Below are 16,785 nucleotides of genomic sequence, written 5' to 3' on the forward strand. Positions count from 1 at the left end.
TTGATCTGCTGTTGGTTCAGAAACCGTGTGTGCGATCATATCCGTTGAGAGCAGGCGGCGCCCAGCCTTCCGGCAGACGTTCTGGCTTGTAAATCTCTACCACCATCGGATGGCAGGCGGCAGTATCGGAAGAATGTTCTGCCGAACAGTCACCCCCGGGACAGGCCGACAGACAGCCAAGAAGATTGATCTCGGCAAAGAATTCCAGATAGTCGCCCGGTCGAACAGGGCTTGCCTTCATGAAATATTGCCCAGTATCCCGGGTGAAGCCCGTGCACATGAACACGTTGAGCACGTCGTGAATATAGGTTTCGGCCTCGTGCAGCGGCTTGCCCGTCTGCTTCGCAAAAGCGCGCGTGAGGTTGGAATGGCAGCAGTGATGGTACTGCCCGCCATGACTCAGAAGATTATTGGTATAAGGATCGCAGCGCGTGCCGATCACGTCATGCACCGCGCCGCCAAATTCGTCGAAACCATACCAGTCCAGACTGTCGTGAGTGATGGTGGCCATCGGACGCAAGTAAGGAAAACTGGAGAACAGCTGGTCTCCCAGCCCCACATGGGTTCCGTTGAGCGCGCGCGTCTTGCCGCTATAGAATTTCTCGTTGAGGTCGTCCGCATTGAACAGGTTGAGATCACCGACCTGCGGTCCCTCGCTGCATACGATACGGCAGAAATGCCCGGCCAGAACGGACCAGCACTCTGCATCCCTCGGCTGCACGGTGATGCGCTCGACAAGAACAAGTTTGTCGCGAAGGGCGCGATAGGCATCGAGATCAGGTCGTGGCAGCGTATCGACCGGATAACAGATCACTGGTTTGACGGCCATGCGAGCAGCGGCATCGGCAGGCCGCGGCGTGATCGAGTTTGTCTTCATGAAGCGCTCTGTCGTTCTCTTGCGTTTGGATCGCCACGATACGCCACCGCGCATTCCATGACGGACAAGTTCTAACATGGAAGATATCGTTCAACAATATTGATGAATAATCATAGGCACTGCCATACTTTATGTCAGCCTTGTTTGAAGAGCTTCAAAGCGACATGCGAACAGCGACGGAACAATACATCTGTGGTGCGTAATAGAACGCCGATCTGATTGAATCAGATCGGCGTTCTAACTGTTTGTTTTGGCGCAGATCTTGTTCACAAGAAATGCCTTTCACTTCTCGGCATTTCCCCTAGTGAGCTATCATGACATGACGCACGGCGGTGTAATCTTCCAGCGCGTAAATCGACATGTCCTTGCCGTAGCCCGACTGTTTCAGGCCGCCATGCGGCATCTCGTTTGTCAGCATGAAATGGGTGTTGATCCATGTGCAGCCATATTGCAGGCGGGCTGCGGCCTGCATGCCCTTGCTGACATCCTTGGTCCAGACCGACGAGGCAAGGCCGTAATCACTGTCGTTGGCCCATCGCACGGCTTCATCGACTTCGCTGAAGCGTGTGACCGATACAACCGGACCGAAGACTTCCCGGCGCACGATTTCATCTTCCTGCAATGCTCCGGCGATGACGGTCGGTTCGAAGAAAAAGCCATTGGCACCGGACGTATTACCACCTGCGGTCACCTCGATATGCTTGTGCTCGCGAGCGCGGGCGACGAAACTTCCGACACGGTCGCGCTGTCGGCGGGAAATGAGCGGTCCGATCTCGTTCTGGCTGTCGTCGTCGAGATTATAGCGAATACTGGAAACGGCCGACGACAGGTCAGCGACGAAACGGTCGTAGATGCGTGCATCGGCATAGATGCGGCAGGCAGCGGTGCAGTCCTGTCCGGCATTGTAATAGCCGAAGGTGCGGATACCGTTGACGACCGCTTCTATGTCCGCATCGTCGAAGACGATGACCGGCGCTTTGCCGCCAAGCTCCAGATGAGTGCGCTTCACGGTTTTGGCCGCGGCCTGCAAGACCTTCTTGCCGGTGGCGACATCACCGGTGATCGACACCATGTCGATCCGCGGATGGTTGATCAGCGCGTTGCCGACGGTTTCACCTCGCCCCAGAACGACATTGACAACGCCCTCGGGCAGAATATCCGCCAGCAGCCTGGCCATTTTCAGCGCGGTCAGAGGCGTCTGTTCGGACGGTTTGAAAACCACCGTATTACCGCCTGCAATGGCTGGCGCCAGTTTCCATGCCATCATCATCAAAGGATAATTCCAAGGAGCGATGGAGCCGACAATGCCAACCGGATCACGACGGATCATCGATGTGTGGTTCGGGATATATTCGGCGGCAAGCGGTCCATGAAGATTACGCACTGCACCCGCAAAGAAGCGATAACAATCCACGATGGCCGGAATCTCGTCATTGATGACAGCATTGATCGGCTTGCCGCAATTGAGCGCTTCCAGCGTGGCGAACCCTTCAGCGTCCCGCTCAATCGCATCGGCGATTTTGAGGAGATAATTGGAACGTTCGGCGGGTGTGGTGCGTGACCAGGTCTTGAATGCCTTGTCGGCGGCGGCGACTGCAGCGTCGACCTGTCCTAGCGATGCCTCGGGCAGCTTGAGAACGGTCTCTCCGGTCTTGGGATTGAGGACGTTTTCTTCCGTCTCCGTACCCGCTTCAAAGCGCGAGCCAATCAGCATTTCGGTGTTCATGTCGTTCTCCCTTGTGTCATTTCCCGTGACCGGCGACCTGATCGCCATCGCGGGTGAGATAGTAGGCTGCGAGGATGGGCAGGAAGGTCACCAGAACCACCACCATGGCCACCACATTGGTGACGGGGCGCTGGCGCGGACGGATCAGTTCCTGAAGCATCCAGATCGGCAGGGTCATCTGCTGGCCGCCAGTAAATGTGGTGACGATCACCTCATCGAAGGACAGTGCGAAGGCGAGCATGCCGCCTGCGAGCAGGGCCGTTCCGATATTCGGCAGGATCACATAGCGGAATGTCTGGAACCCGTTGGCACCAAGATCCATCGAGGCCTCAATCAGCGAACCGGAGGTGCGCCGAAAGCGGGCCACCGCGTTGTTGTAGACGACCACCACGCAGAAGGTCGCGTGACCAAGCACGATGGTCCACATCGAAAACGGAATGTCGAACAGCGAGAAGGCCGAGCGCAACGCGATGCCGGTTACAACGCCGGGCAAAGCTATGGGCAGGATGACCAGCAGCGAAATGCTTTCGCGTCCGAAGAAATGCGTTCGGCTGACAGCGGCGGCGCACAACGTTCCAAGCACGAGCGCAATCAGGGTCGCGATCGTCGCCACCTGCACGGAGAGCGCCAGCGACGACCAGACGTCCGCACGGTTCCAGGTAACTTCGAACCATTGCAGCGTGAAGCCCGGCGGCGGCCATTGATAGCTCTTCTCTTCCGTCGTAAAGGCATAGACGAAGATGAGCAGGATCGGCAGATGCAGGAAGGCGAGACCCAGTCCGGCAGCAAGCTTCAATCCGAAGGAAGCGCGGTTGTTACGATCAGAGCGCATCGAAAGCCCCCTGTTTCTTGGCGATCCACAAATAAATGGCCATGATGACGATCGGCACGACGGAGAAGGCAGCCGCCAGCGGCACATTGCCTGCCGTTCCCTGCTGGGTATAGACGGCCTGTCCGATGAACAGGCGCGACGAACCGATGATCTGCGGAATGATGTAATCGCCAAGTGTCAGCGAAAAGGTGAAGATCGATCCCGCAATGATGCCCGGCATGGCAAGCGGCATAAGCACGGTTCGGAAGGTTTGCGCAGGCGTTGCGCCGAGATCGGACGACGCCTCGACCAGATTGCCGGGCACACGCTCAAGTGCTGCCTGCGTCGGCAGGATCATATAGGGCAGCCAGATATAGACGAAGACGATGAACGTGCCGAGATAGCTGACCGACAGCGAATTGCCGCCGATGACGGGTAAGGACAGGATGCCGTCAAGCAGCCAGGACAGGTGCAGTTTTGCAAATATCCAGGTCAGGATGCCTTCCTTGGCGAGGATCAGTTTCCACGCATAGACCTTGACCAGATAGCTCGACCAGAGCGGCAGCATGATGCCGAGATAGAACAGGGCTTTCCAGCGTCCGCGTGCGTAGCGGGCGGCATAATAGGCAATGGGAAAGGCGATGAAGGCCGATGCGACCGTGACCAGCGCAGCCATCGAGACGGTGCGTATGATGATGTCGAGATTGGCCGAGTTGAAGAGCTGTGCATAGGTGGCAAGCGTGAAATTATAGTCGATCAGCCCGGAGAAATCATCGACCGAAAAGAAACTCTGCAACAGAAGTGCGATCAGCGAGCCGATATAGATGATGCCCAGCCACAGCAGTGGTGGCGTAATCATGAGAAACAGCAGCAATCCCGGACGACGCCAGAACAGGTCGGAGAGGCGACCGAGCATTCCGCCGCGCTGCGGCAAGATGGAAGCCGCCGGATTGGTCCCGGAGTTCGCGAGTGTGGAAACCTGCACGCCGGTCATGCTGCTTGATCCATGTAATGAACGTCACCCGGATTCCAGACAATACGGATATCCGATCCGGTCTCGGGAACGGTTGCACCAGCAGGCAGCATGACATGCAGTCTGGCGCCTTCAGCTTCAACACCGAGACGTGTAGCTGACCCAAGGAAGCTGGCGGTTTCGATCCGCGCCGCGACCCCAACCTTATCACTCTTGTCTGCAAGGCGAATGGATTCCGGTCGGAGGCTTGCCCAACGTCGTTCGCCGCCGAATGCAGCCATAACCTCCGGCGCGACCACATTGGAAGAGCCGACAAAATCGGCAACAAACCGGGTTTGCGGGCGGTTATATATTTCCTGCGGCGTTCCGGCCTGAACGATACGACCATTGTTGAAGACAGCGATACGGTCCGCCATGGACAGCGCTTCGCCCTGATCATGGGTTACGAAGACAAAGGTGATGCCGAGCGCCTTTTGCAGGCTCTTCAGCTCTTCCTGCATCTGCTCGCGCAGTTTGAGGTCGAGGGCACCAAGCGGTTCATCGAGAAGCAGCACTTTGGGCTTATTGACGAGGGCGCGAGCCAGCGCGACGCGCTGTCGCTGTCCGCCGGAAAGCTGGTTCGGCTTGCGTGCGCCATAACCGGGCAGCTTGACCAGTTCCAGCATGTCCTCGGCGGCACGGTGTCGTTCGGTCTTTCCGGCGCCCCGTACCATCAACCCATAGGCCACATTGTCCAGAATGCTGAGATGCGGAAACAGCGCGTAATCCTGAAAAACCGTGTTGACGTTCCGTCGATAGGGCGGAACGCCGCCAGCACTTTCGCCGAAGATCTCAATCTTGCCGTCAGTCGGCTGCTCGAAGCCTGCAATCAGCCGCAGACAGGTTGTCTTGCCAGAACCGGAAGGGCCCAGCATGGCAAAGAATTCACCGGACGCGATGGTCAAATTGACATGATCGACGGCACGGACTTCGCCGAAGTAACGGCTCACATTTTCGAAACGAACTGCTGCTGTCATGGTTCTATCCATCATGGAGCGCCAGCCTCTGTTGGCGGGCGGGCACGTCTTTCCGTTCCCTTCCTTCAACAGAAGGAAGGGCGATCTTCGAGCTTATGATAGTCGATGTCAGCGACCGCCAATGACGCCGATATAATCCGATACCCAGCGATGATAGGGCACGCATTCGCCCTGGCTTTCGCATTTGGCTGTCGGCGTGCGCCAGAAGCTGATCTTGGCGAAATTATCGAAGCCATTGGTCGCGCAACCTTCATCGGTCAGGAGTGCATTACCCTTGCAGGCTGCCGGAACCGACGGTACGGCACCGAACCAGGCTGCGGCATCGCCCTGAACTTTCGGTTCTAGCGAATGCTCGAACCACTTATAGGCACAATTGGGGTGCTCGCTATCCACATGCAGCATGGTGGTGTCGGCCCAGCCGGTCGCACCTTCCTCCGGGAAAGTCGAGCCAATCTTTGCGTTTTCCGATTTCAGAAGATTGACCTGGAACGGCCATGAGCCGGAAGCCACGACACCTTCATTCTTGAAATCGTCAATCTGGATCATGGCATCATGCCAATAACGGCTGACGAGCTTGCGCTGTCCACGCAAGAGATCAAGTGCTGCCTTATACTGGTCTTCATTGAGTTCGTACGGATTCTTGATACCGAGTTCCGGCTTGTGCTTCATGAGATAAAGGGCAGCGTCAGCGATATAGATCGGCCCGTCATAGGCCTGCACGCGGCCCTTGTTGGACTTGCCATCCGGCAAGTTCTGTTCTTCGAACACCACGTTCCAGCTCTTCGGCGCTTCGTCCTTGAAAACATCGGTGTTGTACATCAGCACATTCGGCCCCCAGAGATAGGGCACACCGTAATGCACGTCCTTGACGGTGAACCACGGCGCATTTTGCAGCCGTTCGTCTACGGTCTTCCAGCTTGGGATAAGGTCGGTATTGATCGGCTGAACACGCTTGCCAGCCACAAGGCGGAGCGAGGCATCACCGGAAGCGGTGACGAGATCGAAGCCGCCTTCATTCATCAGCGCGACCATTTCATCGGAAGTAGCGGCGGTCTTCACGCTGACCTTGCAGCCGGTTTCCTTCTCGAAATCCGTAACCCAGTCGTAGTTCTTGTCGGTCTCGCCGCGTTCAATATAGCCCGCCCAGGCTACGATGCTCAGCGCGCCTTCACCTTCGCCAATCGCTTTCAGCGGTTCGGCGGCAATGGCCTGCGTCGCAAAGCTTGCGACAGCCATCAAAGCGGTACAGGATTGCAGAATCTTTTTCATCGACCACTCCCGTTTTTTCACATTCAGTGATTTTGTTCCCGGAGCGGATCGTGTGCTGAAACCTTGCCTTTCGCAAATTCATTTATCGAAAAGCTGATATCGGTTTTTCCGATATCGAAGACTAACGCAGCCTGCCGGAACGGGCCGCTTCGGCAATACCGATGAAGTCACGCGCGGATTGGGGCAGGCTCGATCCCTTGCGCCAAGCCATGCCGATCTGCACGACGGGCAGCGACCCCGAAACATCGCGGCTTTCGATCCGATCACCTTCCAGCGACCATGGGCGATAGACGAGATCGGGAAGGAGCGCGATGCCTGCACCGGTGGCTACCAAACTGCGCACAGCTTCCACTGAACGCGTGCGGAAAGCCACATGCGGACGGGCGCCGAGGGCGGCCAGAAGCTTGCCGGTATTTTCCTCGATTTCATCAACCGTCAGCATGATCAGAGGTTCCTTCGCGATATCGCTTACCGAAATGCTGTCCGTCGGGACCAGCGGATGGCCGAGCGGCAACCACAATCGATAGGGCGAGGTTTCGAGAATTTCCGCGTGAAGTGCCATACGGTCCCGGAGATTGGAGATAACCATCACTGCCACGTCCAGTTCACCACCGACCAGGAGATGTTCAAGATAGGAACCATTATCCTCGATGGCGCTGATTTCAACGCCGGGAAAAGCCCGGCGATAGCGGGCAAGCAGGTCCGACAGCACATAACCCGCGACGAGCGAGGTGACGCCGAGATTGAGTTTACCTTTTTCCTGAATGCGATTGTCCGTGAAGGAGCGGCGGGCATCCGATACGTCTGCCAGAATTTTCGTTGCGTGGCGCAAAAACTGATGACCGTTATGTGTAACGGTAAGGCCGCGAGGGTGCCGTTCGAAAAGCTCTACATTCAGGTCCGTCTCAAGTTCTTTGACGGCTTCTGTAACGGACGATTGGGAAATGGATAATTTCTGCGCCGCACGGGTCACAGACCCCTGTTCGGCCACAGCGATGAAATATTGTAACTGCCGCAGGGTAAACGCCATTTTTTCAATTAAGCAAGCGCGCACTGCTATTGCAATAGGGACTGAGTACGAAGCCTAATCGTACCGTCCATACACCGGTCAGTTACGGTCGAGGAAGCATCCGTCTGGATGAAAATAATCGAAGCTCCCGTTTGAAATCGCACTTCGCTTCGATGAGAATATCGGCTCACAACCAAGTCGATTTATAATTTACAATTACCTTCCACATACCATAATATCTATCATTAAATTACTTTGATAATCAAAATAGTTTTGAATGTAATATTATCTTATTTAACTATGATGAAATATTCGCCCATACTTCTGCTATCTTCAGTAGGAGGACATGCGATGCCGAAGATCGTAGGAACCAATGATGCCGATACTATAGTTGGCACGGAAGAGAATGACCGCATCTGGGCCCTTGCGGGAAATGACATCGTCGACGGAGGCCTTGGTAGCGATATCATCGACGGCGGTGCGGGCGATGACATCCTGACAGCATCATGGCGCAATGTGCCGGAGTTCGATGAATTAAACGGCGCCAGCGGCAACGACCGCCTCATATTCAATTTTTCGGGCGGTGCGGCAAGAGGTGGTGAAGGGGTTGATACGCTCGTTACCGATTTATCCAATCGTTCAGACTCAGTTGCGTTTAACGCAATGCAGGGGCATGCCTATTGGGGAGATGGCAGCTCAAGCTTTGATCACCTCTACTTCACCGATCTGGAACGCCTCAACCTCAAGACCGGCGCGGGCAATGATACTATCGACGCTACGGGCTTCCAGTTTGCCAACATACATGCAGGCGCGGGCAATGATTATGTGCGAGGCGGTACTGGCAACGACCAGATAACCGGTGGAGCGGGCCACGACAATCTACTGGGCGGGGATGGTGACGACCAGATCAAGGGCGGCAGCGGTGATGATGTGATCGACGGCGGTAATGGCAATGACACGCTGTCCGGTAATGATGGCAACGATAAGCTCAGCGGCGGCAGGGGAAACGATACCCTGATGGGCGACGAAGGTAACGACACGCTGAATGGAGGAGATGGCAATGACCGTCTCTACGGCGGAGCTGGAACCGACATATTACTGGGTGGAGCAGGCGACGACTATTTACAGAACACGGGCACGGACGGCGATATCTTGTTTGGAGGCGACGGAAACGACTACTTCACCGCAGGATCAATAGACAGCGGCTATAGTGGCTATTGGTTTGAAATGCACGGCGGTGCCGGAAACGACACGTTTTCGATCTATTCGGATGGAGGACTTGGCACCATTGATGGAGGCGACGGTATTGATACATTGGCCGTCACTTTCGACGATGTGGCAGCCGGTTTCAAGTTCGACGCCGCCGACTATAACTCGACCGAGGTGTTCAACATCAGTGTCATCTCCGCCTATCAGGGTGCTCAGGTATTCGGCGGAAACGGCGACGACCGCATCGTCAGCATCGAGAGTTATCGTGAAGGTTTGAGTGGGAACGATACCTATAATGGTCGTGGGGGCAACGACGTGATCCATGGTGCGTTTGGGCTGGACAGCCTTCTCGGTGGCGAGGGCGATGATAAACTGTATGGTGGCGCAAGCTCTGACCGGTTATTGGGCGGAACCGGTGCAGACACTCTCAGCGGTGGAACTGAAGCCGATACATTCATTTGGGACAATGCATCACTGCAATCCAACGATATTGATCACGTCACCGACTTTGATGTCCAAGGTGGCGATGTGCTTTTGTTCCGGGATACTGAGGTCATAACTGATTTCGCCAGCTTCGTCGCGGCGTCAGTTGATACACCAGACGGTGTTTTCGTCAGCATCGATGGCGCAACGAATGGGATTGTAATTGAAGGTGTCTTGCTGAGCGAGTTGACGTCCGACGACGTTTTGTTCAGCTGAATTGAACTGACATTATGCCGTCCGGCATATGTTTCACCACCAGCGTCAATCCAATAAAATGGACTGACGCTGGTGGTGACCATTTAAAGATGGTCGCGCGGAATAGTCTGGTTCCATTCGCGGATTTTGACTGTCCCGCCATTTTCCTTCGCCGTCAGTACGCCGGAAATGTAGAAACTCTCAGCATCTGAATGCATCTTCGTGGTGCTTTCGATGTCGATCATCCAGCCTTCACGACCCATCTGATAGGCCTGTGTCAGCACATAGGATGCCGATAGCGGGTCATTGTCATTGACGCGCAGCTCGCGCTTGAGGCTGTGGCTCAATTGCGTGCCGAGATCGTCAAAGCGCAAGATGCCTTCGCCGAACAGACCGCCGATGCCTTCCGTCACGTAGAGCGTTTCGCCGGTGACGTGATCCTGTTCGGTCCAGCGGCGCACGCTGCCCGGATCAAGCTGGGTCATCGGTGTTGCCGGGCCATGCGCTGGCTTCTGAAAGGAAACCTTCGCATCATCAGCAGACGGCAGGCGCACGGGCAGATCGAGAACCGATGTGGCGGTGTCGAGCGTCAGCATCACGCGCTTTGGCGATGGCCAGACCATCGGCCAGTAACCCGTTGCAACCGAAAGACGGATACGATGGCCCTTCTTGAAGCTGTAGCCACTATCGTTGAGCTTGATCGCGATTTCATAGGTCTTGCCCGGCACCAGCATTTCCGGCTTGTCATGGCCGTTGATGTGGTTGAGGTTGAAGACCTGATAGCTGACGCGAGTGATGCGGCCATCCGGCAGAACGTCGCTCAGACGCAGCGAAACCTGTGCAACCGGTTGATCAACGGTGAATGTCAGGCGGGCAACCGGCGCACCCAGAATTTCAAGATCTTCGGTCAGGACGGGTGTGTCGAAGTTGAGCGATCCGCCATCGTCAAGACGTTGATCGGTCGGATGCTCGCCGGGGCAACCCGTCGCCATCCATTCGCCGCCAGCCTTACCGTGGCTGTTTGGCGAGGAAATCGAAAGCACAGCCTTGGCGGCATCGGCCTTGCCCAGCGTGAAATCTGCACCAAGCGCGAAGGACTTAGGCGTGATTTCCGTCGACGGCCAGTTCTGTTCGCCAACCCAGCGTCCATTGGTGAAGTAGCGGGAGCCAGTCGGCTCGATGGTGTCGCAGACATAGGCGCGCAGCTTCGGCTCGTCCATGATGCCGGTGCCTTTGCCCTTGAGCCACTGGTCCCACCAGCGCACTGCTTCCTGCAGGAAGCCGATTGCCGGACCCGGCAGGCCGTCCTGCGGATAGACGTGACCCCAAGGGCCGATAATGCCGCGCGCAGGAACCTGCAGGTTTTCGAGCAGGCGCGGAACAGCATTGGTGTAACTGTCGGCCCATGCGCCAATGGCGAGAACCGGGCACTGGATTGCTGACCAGTCTTCGCAGACCGAGCCATGCTTCCAGTATTCATCGTAATGCTGGTGTTCAAGCCAGAGCGCCGGGAAGAATGGCAGGCGTTCCAGACGTTCAATCCATGCATCGCGCCAACCGGCACCCACAATCGCCGGATCGAGCGGACGCGACTGATAGGCGAGCATGATGGTGCCCCACCAGAGATTATCATTGAGCAGCAGGCCGCCCATGTAGTGGATGTCGTCGCGGAAACGGTCGTCGGTCGAATAGGCGGTGATGATCGCCTTCAATGCTGGTGGACGGCAGGCTGCGACCTGAAGGCCGTTGAAGCCCCCCCAGCTCTTGCCCATCATGCCGACATTGCCGCTGCACCATGGTTGCTCAGCGATCCAGGCGATGACTTCCAGCGCGTCATCCTGTTCCTGCTGGATGTATTCGTCAGCCATATGTCCATCGGATTCGCCCGTACCACGCATGTCGACACGGATCGCGGCATAGCCGTTCTGTGCGAAATAGCCATGCATTGGCTCATCGCGGCCACGGGTGCCATCACGCTTGCGGTATGGAATATATTCGAGCACGGCAGGAACGGGATTTGCCTCAGCGCCTTCAGGCAGCCACAGGCGCGCGCCAAGACGGGTGCCATCTTTCAGAGTGATCCACAGGTGCTCGGTGATATTGACGGTCATGATCGGTTCCAATTTCAATAAAGAGGAGCCGGTGCGGCATTAGCGCCGCATCGGTAGTTTAGCTGGCGGCGCGAGCCTTGAGTATGTCGTCCAGCCAGTCGCGGCGCAGCTCCGGAACGGATGTGATGAGCTGCTCCGTATAGGGCTCGTAAGGCGGTTCGAAGATTGCCTTCGTGGTGCCGGTTTCGACCACCTTGCCCTTCTGCATCACCATGGTGCGGTCGGCGAGCCGACGGACGACGCCAAGGTCGTGGGTGATGAAGAGATATGACACGTGCAATTCGTCCTGCAACTTGCGCAGAAGTCTGAGAATTTCCTCAGCCACGAGCGGGTCAAGCGCCGAGGTGACTTCATCGCAGATGATAAGATCAGGCTTTGCTGCCAGCGCGCGGGCGATACACACGCGTTGTTTCTGTCCGCCTGAAAGTGCGCCCGGAAGGCGGTTCGCAAAGTCGGCAGGCAGGCCGATCAGTTCAAGCAGACGCTGGACCTCGATCTCGCGCTGGTCCTCATTCATGCCGAAATAGAACTTCATCGGACGACCGATGATCTCACCAACGGTCTGGCGTGGGTTCAATGCCACGTCCGGAAGCTGGTAAACCAGCTGAATGCGGCGCAGTTCTTCGCGCGAGCGCTTTTTGTAGTTCGCTTCCAGCCGCTGCCCGGCAAGCGTGATGATACCGCTTGAGTGTGGCGGCAGGCCTGCAATAATGCGCGCAAGCGTTGATTTTCCGGAACCGGATTCACCCACGACCGCAAGCGTTTCGCTGCGACGGATGTAGCAACCCACATCGGTCAGGACGAGCTTCTTGCCGTAATAGGCGGTTGCGTTTTTCACTTCGAGCAGGATTTCGCCGGTCTTGTGTTCGGCCTGTTCGCCCGAAATGCTCGATTCACGCTCAGACACCAGACGCTGGGTATAGTCCTGCTTTGGCGCTTCGAGAATTTCTTCTGCAGAACCAAGCTCGACCATTTTGCCGTGACGCAGAACCATGATGCGGTCGGCAATTTGGGCCACGACTGCAAGGTCATGCGTGATGTAAAGAGCGGCAGTGTTGTAACGCTGGATCAGGCTGCGCAGGAGTGCCAGCACTTCGATCTGGGTCGTGACGTCCAGCGCGGTTGTCGGCTCGTCCAGCACCAGAATATCCGGGCGGCAGGACATGGCCATGGCGACCATGGCACGCTGCAACTGACCACCGGAAACCTGATGCGGATAGCGATCACCAAAAGTGTCGGCATCCGGAAGCTGCAATGTATGCAGCAGTTCCAGCATCCATGCCTTGGCTTCTGCCTTGGTCATCAGGCCATGATAGAGCGGGCCTTCCATGATCTGATCGCCAATGCGGTGCGCCGGATTAAACGACGCCGCCGCACTTTGTGCCACATAGGCGATGCGTGCGCCGCGCGCCTTTTCACGGGTCTCGCGGGTGCCATCCATCAGCGAAATATCGTCAACGACAACTGTGCCTTCAGCGATCCTGCAGCCGCCACGGCCATAGCCCATCGCGGCAAGGCCAATGGTGGATTTGCCTGCGCCGGACTCGCCAATAAGGCCAAGCACTTCGCCACGCTTCAGCGTCACATCGACATGATCGACAAGCGTTGCGTCATTGGGTGCTTTGACGACGAGGTCGGAGATTGAAAGAACGATATCCTTGCTCATCGATCAGCTCCCTGCGTGGTCGTGCGTCCGGCCAAAAGCCAGTCAACGACGAGGTTGACGCCAACGGTGAGGATGGCGATTGCAGCCGCCGGAAAAAGCGGTGCGTAGAGGCCGTAGAGAATAGCCTGCTGGTTGTCCTTCACCATGCCGCCCCAGTCCGCGAATGGCGGCTGAATGCCAAGGCCAAGGAACGACAGACCGGCCACGAAAAGGAAGGTGAAGCAAAAACGCAGGCCGAATTCCGCAATCAGCGGCGGCAGCGTATTCGGCAGGATTTCACGCCAGATCAGCCAGCCGAGACCTTCGCCACGAAGACGGGCGGTTTCAGCATATTCCAGCACATTGACGCCCTGCGCCACGATGCGTGCTAAGCGGAACACGCGGGTGGAATCAAGCAATGCGATGGTGATGATCAGAACCGGCAGTGACGAGCCGAGCGCCTGCAGGATGACGAGCGCCGAAATGAGCACGGGAATGCACATGACGGTATCGACGATGCGCGAAAGGATCGTATCGACCCAGCCGCCGAAGATGGCTGCAAGGAAGCCGAGCGGTACTCCAACGCTGAACGACAGGAGCGACGCTGCGAGCGAGACGCCGATCGACATCTGCGCACCGAAGAGCAAGCGCGAGAGCATGTCGCGACCATTCTGATCGAGACCGAACCAGAACTGTGCCGATGGCGGATCAAACGGTGCACCAACGATTTCTTCCTGACCATAAGGCGCGATTAGCGGGCCGAACAGAAACATCAGGAGGCAGAGCGTGACGATCGCAAGACCGACCCACGCCGTCAGGGGAATAGACTTTTTCATCGGGGGTGCCTCAGACGCGGATTGAGCGCGATGGCAGCGACATCGGCGATGATATTGAGAATGACATAGGCCGCGCCAAAGACGAGGGCCGCAGCCTGCACGAGCGGAAGGTCACGCTTGGAAACGGCGTCAACCATGAAGCGGCCAAGGCCGTTATAGTTGAAAACAGCTTCGACAAGCACCACACCGGTGATGAGGTATGCGATGTTGAACGCCACCACATTGACGATAGGCGCCGCCGCATTGGGCAACGCGTGCTTGGTCACAACGCGCTTGGTGCGAAGTCCTTTGAGATATGCCGTTTCGACATAGGCCTGATCCATCACCGACAAAACGGCCGTGCGGGTCATGCGCATCATCTGCGCGACCGTCACGAGAACCAGCGTCAGTGCGGGCAGGGCCGTGGCCTGAATCCATTCGAGGAAGGTCATGCCTTCATAGGTGTCGGCGAGGCTTGGCAGCAGGTTGAAGCGGATCGACAGGAACAGGATCAGCAACAGGCCGAGGAAATATTCGGGCAGAGAAACGAAAGCCAGCGCCACAATGTTGATAACACGGTCGAAAATACCGCCGCGTTTGACCGCGGTGACAAGGCCGAGAAGGATGGCGATTGGAACGCTGACGACCGCGGCAAAGGCTGCCAGTGCCATCGTATTCCAGAAACGTGGCCAAAGCAGTTCTGCAACCGGCTGCTGATTGGCAAGCGAGGTGCCAAGATCACCGGTCACGAAACCTGCAAGCCACGCGAAATAGCGTGCGAGGACCGGTTGATTGAGACCGAGGCTTTCGCGCAGCGTGGCAAGCGCTTCCGGCGTGGCATTCTGACCGAGAATGGCGGACGCCACATCACCCGGCAGGATCTGCGTGCCGGCGAAAATCAACGCCGACACGAGGAACAGCGTGAGGAGCCCGAGCCCCACACGCTTGAGAATTAGAACGAACATTATGCTTCCAGCCAGACTTTTTCGGCAAGGCGCGCACCCATCAGATTGAACATCGGATGCGTGGTGACGCCCTTGAGCTTCTTGGAGGTGGCGTCGAGATAGTCGCCGAACATTGGGATAAGCGCGCCGCCATCATTGCTGATCATGGCCTGCAGCTCGGCATAGATTTCCTTGCGCTTGGCCTGATCGAGCATTGCACGGGCTTCGAGCAATTTGGCGTCAAAGTCAGCGCTCTTCCAATGTGTATCGTTTTGCGAAGCGTTGGATGCATAAGCGACCGACAGGGCCTGATCAGCAGTCGGGCGACCACCACGATAAGACATGCAGAACGGTGCCTTCATCCAGACATTGTCCCAATATCCGTCGGCCGGCTCACGCTTGATATCGATCTCTATCCCTGACTTGGCTGCAGCAGTGCGGAAGATCGCGGCTGCATCGACGGCGCCAGTGAAGGCTGCGTCAGAAGCCGAAAGCTGGATTTTCAGTGAATCCATGCCAGCCTGCTTCAGATAGAACTTTGCCTTTTCCGGATCATAGGCACGCTGCGGCAGTGCAGCGTCGAAGAACGGGTCGGTGCTCGGGATCGGATTGTCGTTACCCAAGCGTCCGTAGCCGCGCAAGGCTGTCTTGAGCAGTTGCTCCCGGTCGATGGCGTGCTTGACGGCAAGGCGAACATTGTTGTCGGTGAACGGCGCCTGCGTGCAGTCCATCAGGAAGGAGAAATGCTGGCCGCCAGACGACTGGACGATGTTGAGGTTCGGATTGCGCTTGAGCAGATCGACCGTCTTGAAATCAAGCTGGTTGATAGCGTGAACCTGACCGGACATCATGGCGTTGGTACGGGCCGACACATCATTGATGACGATGACTTCAACTGCATCGACCCAGGCCGTATTGGGCTTCCAGTAGCTTTCATTACGCGTGAAACGCGAACGCACGCCCGGCTGGAAACGCTCGAAGACAAAAGGACCGGTGCCGACCGGCTTGTTGAAATCGGTCCAGTCCTTGGGAACCACGAGGAAGTGATAATCGGACAGGATGTAAGGCAGATCGGCGTTGCCGCTCGTCAGCGCAATCTTGACTGTAGCGGCATCAACCTTGACGACATCGGTAAATTCCGAAGCGAGCGAACGAGCACCGGATGTGGTTTCGCCGCGATGCAGGTTGATCGAATAGATGATATCGTCAGCGTCGAGCGTCTTGCCATTGTGGAAGGTCACGCCCTGACGAACCTTGAAGGTCCATTCCTTGGCGTCGGCAGACGGTTCCCAGCTTTCAAACAGCTCAGGCACAGCCTTGTTGTTGGCGTCGATTTCGACAAGGCCGTTCATCAGCATGTAAGCCTGATTGACCGGAACCCAATCCTTCAGCAGGCGCGGATCGAAATTGTCTGTGGTAGAGCCGCCTCCAATGCCGAGCTTGAGCACTCCGCCTTTCTTTGGTGTGCCATCACCTTCTGCGGCCATTGCAGAATTGATAAGGCCACTCATGCCACTTGCCGCAACAAGGCCAAAGCCGGCTGCGCCCGACATGAAAGAGCGGCGTGTCAATTGAAACTGGCTTTTTTGCTCAGGCATTCTGTACCCCTGTGTTTAAGTCATAGCTTATTGGCTTTTGCGGGTGGGGTAGCTCACCGGACCCCTTATTTTCAAGGGTTGATGTCGAATTTCTGGGTATGACT

Annotated in this window: 13 protein-coding genes; 1 reads left to right on the forward strand and 12 read right to left on the reverse strand. The window is 56.7% G+C overall.

All coding sequences use genetic code 11. The features are described from left to right. Positions 1–16: 16 nt before the first annotated feature. The 7 genes from FG152_RS15485 to FG152_RS15515 form a co-directional block, all read right to left on the reverse strand. Positions 17–877, reverse strand: a complete 861-nt coding sequence (locus FG152_RS15485; RefSeq protein ID WP_010660498.1) for an urea carboxylase-associated family protein — start codon at positions 875–877, stop codon at positions 17–19. 301 nt (positions 878–1,178) lie between these two features. Then, positions 1,179–2,603, reverse strand: a complete 1,425-nt coding sequence (locus FG152_RS15490) for a gamma-aminobutyraldehyde dehydrogenase (RefSeq protein ID WP_029928586.1) — start codon at positions 2,601–2,603, stop codon at positions 1,179–1,181. A gap of 16 nt (positions 2,604–2,619) precedes the next feature. Next, entirely contained in the window at positions 2,620–3,435 is an 816-nt protein-coding gene (locus FG152_RS15495) for an ABC transporter permease (RefSeq protein WP_010660500.1), read from the reverse strand. Next, the gene (locus FG152_RS15500; RefSeq protein WP_036580870.1) at positions 3,425–4,408 is read right to left on the reverse strand and encodes an ABC transporter permease; all 984 of its coding nucleotides are present in this window, start codon (positions 4,406–4,408) and stop codon (positions 3,425–3,427) included. The genes FG152_RS15495 and FG152_RS15500 overlap by 11 nt, the downstream gene beginning before the upstream one ends. After that, a complete protein-coding gene (locus FG152_RS15505; RefSeq protein ID WP_036580879.1) occupies positions 4,405–5,403 on the reverse strand; it encodes an ABC transporter ATP-binding protein in 999 nt (332 codons plus the stop codon). Before FG152_RS15505 ends, FG152_RS15500 begins: the two co-directional genes overlap by 4 nt. Positions 5,404–5,511: 108 nt before the next feature. After that, positions 5,512–6,672, reverse strand: coding sequence for an ABC transporter substrate-binding protein (locus FG152_RS15510; RefSeq protein ID WP_036580867.1), 1,161 nt, complete (start codon positions 6,670–6,672; stop codon positions 5,512–5,514). A 121-nt stretch (positions 6,673–6,793) separates the two neighbouring features. Next, positions 6,794–7,702, reverse strand: a complete 909-nt coding sequence (locus FG152_RS15515) for a LysR family transcriptional regulator (RefSeq protein WP_010660504.1) — start codon at positions 7,700–7,702, stop codon at positions 6,794–6,796. A gap of 330 nt (positions 7,703–8,032) precedes the next feature. Between FG152_RS15515 and FG152_RS15520 the strand changes: the two genes are divergently transcribed. Continuing rightward, on the forward strand, positions 8,033–9,589 hold the full coding sequence (locus FG152_RS15520) for a calcium-binding protein (protein ID WP_036580864.1): 1,557 nt from the start codon (positions 8,033–8,035) through the stop codon (positions 9,587–9,589). A gap of 83 nt (positions 9,590–9,672) precedes the next feature. On the opposite strand, the gene FG152_RS15525 is transcribed toward FG152_RS15520, so the two are convergent. Genes FG152_RS15525 through FG152_RS15545 form a run of 5 tightly spaced genes read right to left on the reverse strand, consistent with a single transcriptional unit; the run spans position 9,673 to position 16,681 of the window. Continuing rightward, positions 9,673–11,679, reverse strand: coding sequence for a CocE/NonD family hydrolase (locus FG152_RS15525; protein ID WP_105529405.1), 2,007 nt, complete (start codon positions 11,677–11,679; stop codon positions 9,673–9,675). Between the two features lie 58 nt (positions 11,680–11,737). Then, on the reverse strand, positions 11,738–13,345 hold the full coding sequence (locus FG152_RS15530) for an ABC transporter ATP-binding protein (RefSeq protein ID WP_010660507.1): 1,608 nt from the start codon (positions 13,343–13,345) through the stop codon (positions 11,738–11,740). Continuing rightward, positions 13,342–14,160 carry an ABC transporter permease gene (locus FG152_RS15535; RefSeq protein ID WP_010660508.1) on the reverse strand — a complete coding sequence of 273 codons (819 nt, stop codon included), beginning with the start codon at positions 14,158–14,160 and terminating at the stop codon, positions 13,342–13,344. The genes FG152_RS15530 and FG152_RS15535 overlap by 4 nt, the downstream gene beginning before the upstream one ends. Next, positions 14,157–15,104, reverse strand: a complete 948-nt coding sequence (locus FG152_RS15540; RefSeq protein ID WP_010660509.1) for an ABC transporter permease — start codon at positions 15,102–15,104, stop codon at positions 14,157–14,159. The genes FG152_RS15535 and FG152_RS15540 overlap by 4 nt, the downstream gene beginning before the upstream one ends. After that, positions 15,104–16,681, reverse strand: a complete 1,578-nt coding sequence (locus FG152_RS15545) for an ABC transporter substrate-binding protein (RefSeq protein ID WP_010660510.1) — start codon at positions 16,679–16,681, stop codon at positions 15,104–15,106. The genes FG152_RS15540 and FG152_RS15545 overlap by 1 nt, the downstream gene beginning before the upstream one ends. Positions 16,682–16,785: the final 104 nt, after the last annotated feature.

This window comes from Ochrobactrum sp. XJ1 (genome assembly GCF_024701725.1).
Taxonomy (GTDB): domain Bacteria; phylum Pseudomonadota; class Alphaproteobacteria; order Rhizobiales; family Rhizobiaceae; genus Brucella; species Brucella anthropi.

Coding starts and splice junctions, on each gene's coding strand:
- FG152_RS15540 (WP_010660509.1), bottom strand. CDS start 15,104: ATGTTCGTTCTAATTCTCAAGCGTGTGGGGCTCGGGCTCCTCACGCTG.
- FG152_RS15505 (WP_036580879.1), bottom strand. CDS start 5,403: ATGACAGCAGCAGTTCGTTTCGAAAATGTGAGCCGTTACTTCGGCGAA.
- FG152_RS15530 (WP_010660507.1), bottom strand. CDS start 13,345: ATGAGCAAGGATATCGTTCTTTCAATCTCCGACCTCGTCGTCAAAGCA.
- FG152_RS15500 (WP_036580870.1), bottom strand. CDS start 4,408: ATGACCGGCGTGCAGGTTTCCACACTCGCGAACTCCGGGACCAATCCG.
- FG152_RS15520 (WP_036580864.1), top strand. CDS start 8,033: ATGCCGAAGATCGTAGGAACCAATGATGCCGATACTATAGTTGGCACG.
- FG152_RS15545 (WP_010660510.1), bottom strand. CDS start 16,681: ATGCCTGAGCAAAAAAGCCAGTTTCAATTGACACGCCGCTCTTTCATG.
- FG152_RS15525 (WP_105529405.1), bottom strand. CDS start 11,679: ATGACCGTCAATATCACCGAGCACCTGTGGATCACTCTGAAAGATGGC.
- FG152_RS15535 (WP_010660508.1), bottom strand. CDS start 14,160: ATGAAAAAGTCTATTCCCCTGACGGCGTGGGTCGGTCTTGCGATCGTC.
- FG152_RS15495 (WP_010660500.1), bottom strand. CDS start 3,435: ATGCGCTCTGATCGTAACAACCGCGCTTCCTTCGGATTGAAGCTTGCT.
- FG152_RS15485 (WP_010660498.1), bottom strand. CDS start 877: ATGAAGACAAACTCGATCACGCCGCGGCCTGCCGATGCCGCTGCTCGC.
- FG152_RS15515 (WP_010660504.1), bottom strand. CDS start 7,702: ATGGCGTTTACCCTGCGGCAGTTACAATATTTCATCGCTGTGGCCGAA.
- FG152_RS15490 (WP_029928586.1), bottom strand. CDS start 2,603: ATGAACACCGAAATGCTGATTGGCTCGCGCTTTGAAGCGGGTACGGAG.
- FG152_RS15510 (WP_036580867.1), bottom strand. CDS start 6,672: ATGAAAAAGATTCTGCAATCCTGTACCGCTTTGATGGCTGTCGCAAGC.